The organism is Streptomyces sp. NH27 (assembly GCF_056859195.1).
The window spans coordinates 1-6,102 of record NZ_JACEGK010000490.1 but is presented as its reverse complement, the minus strand read 5'-3'; the positions used below and the strand labels follow the sequence as shown (position 1 = coordinate 6,102).

At 71.5% G+C, this 6,102-nt stretch carries 4 protein-coding genes and 1 pseudogene; 1 reads left to right on the top strand and 4 read right to left on the bottom strand.

Annotation, left to right across the window (positions count from 1 at the left end):
* Positions 1-56 precede the first annotated feature (56 nt).
* The 4 genes from AC13HU_RS30070 to AC13HU_RS30055 form a co-directional block, all read right to left on the bottom strand.
* Positions 57-1,178 carry a GuaB3 family IMP dehydrogenase-related protein gene (locus AC13HU_RS30070; protein ID WP_483045130.1) on the bottom strand — a complete coding sequence of 374 codons (1,122 nt, stop codon included), beginning with the start codon at positions 1,176-1,178 and terminating at the stop codon, positions 57-59.
* Positions 1,179-1,361: 183 nt separating this feature from the next.
* Entirely contained in the window at positions 1,362-2,861 is a 1,500-nt protein-coding gene (guaB, locus tag AC13HU_RS30065) for an IMP dehydrogenase (RefSeq protein WP_483045129.1), read from the bottom strand.
* 187 nt (positions 2,862-3,048) lie between these two features.
* Positions 3,049-3,666, bottom strand: a complete 618-nt coding sequence (shbA, locus tag AC13HU_RS30060) for an RNA polymerase sigma factor ShbA (protein WP_483045128.1) — start codon at positions 3,664-3,666, stop codon at positions 3,049-3,051.
* A 702-nt stretch (positions 3,667-4,368) separates the two neighbouring features.
* Positions 4,369-4,980, bottom strand: a complete 612-nt coding sequence (locus AC13HU_RS30055) for a response regulator transcription factor (RefSeq protein WP_003948568.1) — start codon at positions 4,978-4,980, stop codon at positions 4,369-4,371.
* A gap of 514 nt (positions 4,981-5,494) precedes the next feature.
* On the opposite strand from AC13HU_RS30055, the pseudogene AC13HU_RS30050 reads away from it, so the two are divergent.
* Positions 5,495-5,776, top strand: a pseudogene (locus AC13HU_RS30050) (WhiB family transcriptional regulator); the annotation flags it as partial.
* Positions 5,777-6,102 lie beyond the last annotated feature (326 nt).

The following is a 6,102-nucleotide window of genomic DNA, read 5'->3' as shown; positions in this document are numbered from 1 at the left end:
GTACGAGCCCCTTCGTGTGCTCCCGTTCGTGTGCTCCCGTTCGTGTGCTCCCGGTCTCAGCGGTGGTGGGTCGGCGACACGGTGACCTCGACGCGCTGGAACTCCTTCAGGTCCGAGTAGCCGGTGGTGGCCATCGAACGGCGCAGGGCGCCGAAGAAGTTCATCGAGCCGTCGGGGGCGTGCGACGGGCCGAGCAGGATGTCCTTCGTGGTCCCGGCGGTGCCGAGGTTCATCCGCTTGCCGCGCGGCAGTTCGGTGTTGACCGCCTCCATGCCCCAGTGGAAACCGCGGCCGGGCGCGTCGGTGGCGCGGGCCAGCGGGGAGCCCATCATCACCGCGTCCGCGCCGCACGCGATCGCCTTGGGCAGGTCGCCGCTGGCGCCGAAGCCGCCGTCCGCGATGACGTGCACATACCGGCCACCGGACTCGTCCATGTAGTCCCGCCGGGCCGCCGAGACGTCCGCGACGGCGGTCGCCATCGGCACCTGGATGCCCAGGACGTTCCGCGTGGTGTGCGCGGCGCCGCCACCGAAGCCGACCAGCACGCCCGCGGCCCCGGTCCGCATCAGGTGCAGCGCCGCGGTGTACGTGGCGCAGCCGCCGACGATCACCGGCACGTCCAGCTCGTAGATGAACTGCTTCAGGTTCAGCGGCTCGTGCGACCCGCTGACGTGCTCGGCCGACACCGTGGTGCCGCGGATCACGAACAGGTCGACGCCCGCGTCCACCACGGCCTTGGAGAACTGCGCGGTGCGCTGCGGCGACAGCGCCGCCGCCGTGGTCACCCCGGCGTCGCGCACCTCCTTGATCCGCTGGCCGATCAGCTCCTCGCGGATCGGCGCCGCGTAGATCTCCTGGAGCCGCGCGGTGGCCCGGGAGTCGTCGACCTCGGCGATCTCCGCGAGCAGCGGCTCCGGGTCGTCGTACCGCGTCCACAGCCCTTCCAGGTTCAGCACCCCGAGGCCGCCCAGGTTGCCGATCCTGATCGCCGACTCCGGAGACACCACCGAGTCCATCGGCGCGGCCAGGAACGGCAGCTCGAACCGGTAGGCGTCGATCTGCCACGCGATCGAGACCTCCTTGGGGTCCCGGGTCCGCCGGCTGGGCACCACGGCGATGTCGTCGAACGCGTATGCCCTGCGGCCCCGCTTGCCCCGCCCGATCTCGATCTCAGTCACGTCCTACGCCTTTCTGTCCGTCCTGCGCCCCCAAGTATGACGGGTCCCCCCGGGTCACCCGTGACCGCGCGTCGCGGAGTACCCGCACATACTCAGGGGCGCGGGGAACGGCGCGGGCAACCCACCACCGGCAGGTGGTCCCTGAACCGACCGAACACACCACCCGAGAGGGCCCGTTCGGCCTCAGCCGTGGTAGTTGGGGGCCTCGACGGTCATCTGGACGTCGTGGGGGTGGGACTCCTTGAGCCCCGCGGCCGTGATGCGGACGAACTTCCCCTTGGACTCCATCTCGGCAATGCTCCCCGCACCCACGTAGCCCATGGTCTGGCGCAGCCCGCCGACCAGCTGGTGGAGGACCGCCGAGAGGGGGCCGCGATAGGCGACCTGACCCTCGACACCCTCGGGGACCAGCTTGTCGTCGGAGGAGACCTCGCCCTGGAAGTAGCGGTCCTTGGAGTACGAACGGGCCTGCCCACGGGACTGCATCGCACCGAGCGAGCCCATCCCGCGGTAGGACTTGAACTGCTTGCCGTTGATGAACAGCAGCTCCCCGGGCGACTCCTCGCACCCGGCCAGCAGGCTGCCGAGCATGACGCTGCTCGCGCCCGCGGCCAGCGCCTTGCCGATGTCGCCGCTGTACTGGAGGCCGCCGTCGCCGATCACCGGGACGCCGGCGTCGATGCAGACCTGCGCGGCCTCGTAGATCGCCGTGACCTGGGGGACGCCGATGCCGGCGACCACCCGGGTGGTGCAGATGGAGCCGGGGCCGACGCCGACCTTGACGCCGTCGACACCCGCGTCGAGCAGCGCCTTGGCGCCGTCACGGGTGGCGATGTTGCCGCCGACCACGTCCACCTGGACGCTGGACTTGATCTTGGCCATCCAGTCCAGCGCGTTGCTGTTGTGGCCGTGGGAGGTGTCGACCACCAGGAAGTCGACGCCGGCGCCGGCCAGCGCCTGGGCCCGGTCGAGCGCCTCGGGGCTGGCCCCGACGGCCGCGCCGACCAGCAGCCGGCTCTCGGCGTCCTTGGCGGCGTGCGGATACTGCTCGGCCTTGACGAAGTCCTTGACGGTGATCAGGCCCTTGAGCCGGCCCTCGTCGTCGACCAGCGGCAGCTTCTCGATCTTGTGCCGGCGCAGCAGCGCCATCGCGTCGCTGCCGGAGATGCCGACCTTGCCGGTGACCAGCGGCATCGGGGTCATGACCTCGCGGACCTGGCGGCCACGGTCGGACTCGAAGGCCATGTCGCGGTTGGTGACGATGCCGAGCAGCCGCCCGGCCTCGTCGGTGACCGGCACGCCGCTGATCCGGAACCGGCCGCACAGCGCGTCGGCCTCGCCGAGGGTGGCGTCGGGCCGGACCGTGATCGGGTCGGTGACCATGCCGGACTCGGAGCGCTTGACCAGGTCGACCTGGCTGACCTGGTCCTCGACCGAGAGGTTGCGGTGCAGCACGCCGACGCCGCCCTGGCGGGCCATCGCGATCGCCATCCGCGCCTCGGTGACCTTGTCCATCGCGGCGGAGAGCAGGGGGATGTTCACCCGGACGTTCCGCGAGATGAGGGAGGAGGTGTCCACCTGGTGGGGCAGCACCGAGGACGCCCCCGGGAGCAGCAGCACATCGTCGTAGGTGAGCCCGAGCGTGGCGAACTTCTCGGCTACTCCGTCGGCGTTCAGCGACATGACACCTTCCCGAATGGTCTTGCCCGGCGAGTTGTTCAATGGTAGTGGCTGCGCCGCTATTCCCCTGACCGCCCGGAGCCGCCCGGTCTGTCGGTTTCGCCACCATCCCCCGCGCCGCCGCGTCACCCCGGGAACCCTGCAAGAGCCGTCCCAGGGCACGGCTGCCTTGAACGGCTGCCCGGAACGCCTACGCGCTCAGGCCCGGCGCGTCCGTCTCCGCCGACACCGCGCCGGACTCCTCGGCGATCGCCCGCAGCCGGTTGAGCGCGCGGTGCTGGGCGACCCGGACGGCGCCCGGCGACATGCCCAGCACCTGCCCGGTCTCCTCCGCGCTCAGGCCCACCGCGACCCGCAGCAGCACCAACTCGCGCAGGTGGTCGGGCAGGCGGGCGAGCAGCTTACGGGCCCAGGCGGCATCGCTGTTGAGCAGCGCGCGCTCCTCGGGCCCGAGCGAGTCGTCCGGCTTCTCCGGCATCTCGTCGGACGGCACCGGGGCGCCGGGACCGCGCATCGCGGCCCGCTGGAGGTCGGCGATCTTGTGTGCGGCGATCGACACCACGAACGCCTCGAAGGGGCGGCCGAGATCGCGGTAGCGGGGCAGCGCGCACAGCACCGCGAGGCAGACCTCCTGGGCGAGGTCGTCCACGAAGTGCCGGGCATCACCGGGCAGACGGGACAACCTGGTCCGGCAGTACCGCTCGGCGAGGGGGTGAACGGCGGCGAGCAGGTCGTGTGTGGCCCGCTGATCCCCGTCGACCGCGCGACGAACGAGGGCACCGATGGCCGGGGGGTCGTCGTCACGCATCCACCCATGGTGCCTCGCCGCCGGACGATTCGCCGCATCGCGTCCGGACTTCTGCACCGAAGCGTTATGCGGTCCGCCCGGAACGGCGCCCGACGGCGCACCCGACTCGGGGTCGGGAGCGGTGTCGGGCGCGGCATCGGAGCCGATTCCAGGCCCTGTTGGGGACCCGGCCGCGGCCGGCGCTCCGGACGAGGTGCCGTGCGCCACACCGGACGACCGCGCGCCCGGCACCGTCGCCGGCGCGGCACCCGGCACCGCCGATGCGGCCGAAGCCGCGGAAGTCGCCGAAGCCGCACCGGAAGGCGCGCTCCGCACGGCGTCACGCCCGCCGTTCGTACCGGGGGCAGGTGCGGACGGCCGCGCTCGCGCACCCGTCGCCGTCATCTCCGCCATACCCGGCCCCCACCGATCCCCGAGGAAGTCCATACGTCAAGCATGCGTCCTCCCCGGGGAAACCGAAGACCCGCGGTGGCTTCCCGGTCTTCCCGCGGGATTCCCACGGGAGTTCGCCGAGGTCGGCCGGGGGTCCGGCCACGGCACCAGTGCCCCTCCCGGCAAGGTTTGCCCCGCTCGCCGCCCTGGCGCGGCCGTCCACGGCGTTGCCGCATCCGCCGAGTAGGCCCACTACTAGGCCGCTGCGGCGCCTTGCGGCCGACCACGCCGGCACACCTCGCTACCGGGCAGACCTTGCCGGTCACGGCACTAGCGAACCAGGCCCCAACGGAAGCCGAGCGCCACCGCATGCGCCCGGTCGGAGGCGCCGAGCTTCTTGAACAGCCGCCGGGCGTGCGTCTTGACGGTGTCCTCGGACAGGAACAGCTCGCGGCCGATCTCCGCGTTGGAGCGACCGTGACTCATCCCTTCGAGCACCTGGATCTCGCGGGCGGTCAGGGTGGGCGCGGCGCCCATCTCGGCCGAGCGCAGCCGACGCGGGGCGAGCCGCCAGGTCGGGTCGGCGAGCGCCTGGGTGACGGTGGCCCGCAGTTCGGCGCGCGAGGCGTCCTTGTGCAGGTAGCCGCGGGCGCCGGCCGCCACGGCGAGCGCCACCCCGTCCAGGTCCTCGGCGACGGTGAGCATGATGATGCGGGCGCCGGGGTCGGCGGACAGCAGCCGCCGTACCGTCTCCACGCCGCCCAGGCCGGGCATGCGGACGTCCATCAGGATGAGGTCCGAGCGGTCGGCACCCCAGCGGCGAAGGACTTCCTCGCCGTTGGCCGCGGTGGTAACGCGCTCGACGCCGGGCACGGTGGCCACCGCGCGGCGCAGGGCCTCTCGGGCGAGCGGGGAGTCGTCGCAGACGAGGACGGAAGTCATGACCGCCCTCCGCAGCTGAACCGCGTCACTTGTGCCTCCAGGCTGTACGAAGTACGAATCTTCACCGTTGGGGCTGACGGCTCGGGCATGTGCCCGAATCACGTGATCCCGCCAACCGCTTCCGCCACACTCAACGACCCTCACCCGAAAGAGTTACGACGTCGGATCGCCGTCGTGTGCACTCTACGTGATCGTGCGTGTACGGATCGACCATGTCGCAGGTCAGACGGGCGAGGCGGCCGTGATTTCCGAGGCGGCGGGCGGCCTGATTCAGCCGCGCGAGGGGTGGTGCGCCACTCTCGCGGCGCAGCGGACCCGTTCGCGGATTCTGCCAAACGGGTCTTATGCCGGAGTTTGCACTTTTTGGCGGCTCTTTTCTGGTGCGTGGGGTAATCGTCGATAGTTTGGCGATGAGTCATATTTACATCTACTACGACAGTAGATGTACGGTCGGACGTACGGCTGAGCGAAGCCGACTTCCAAGGCCGTCACCCACGCTTCGAGGGGATGAGCAATGGCAGACTTCTCCCGCCTTCCCGGCCCCAACGCGGACCTATGGGACTGGCAGCTGGTCGCCGCCTGCCGCGGCGTCGACAGCTCGCTGTTCTTCCACCCCGAGGGCGAGCGCGGCGCCGCCCGCAGTGCGCGCGAGACCGCCGCCAAGGAGGTGTGCATGCGCTGCCCGGTCCGCGCGGAGTGCGCCACCCACGCACTGGCCGTACGCGAGCCGTACGGCGTGTGGGGCGGCCTCACCGAGGACGAGCGCGAGGCCATGATGGGCCGCTCCCGCCACCGCGCCACCGACCGGGACGACGACGAGCGCGAACGCGAACGTGAGCGGGACCGCGAGCGCAAGCGGTACGAGCGCTACGCCGACACGGACTTGGACGAGGCCGACGCCGCCGAGGCCGCTGCGGACCCCGACCAGGACGGCCCGCACGACCGCCACGACGACTACGACCCGTACGACGGCGACCCCGACCTCGGCATGGAGTCCGACCGCGACACCGAACCGGTGCGCATCTACTGACCGCCGGATACCGCGACCGCTCCGAAGAATCGATTTTTCATGCGGGGGTCCACGGGGCGTCACCGGGGGCGCCGGGGGGCTCGGTCATCGGG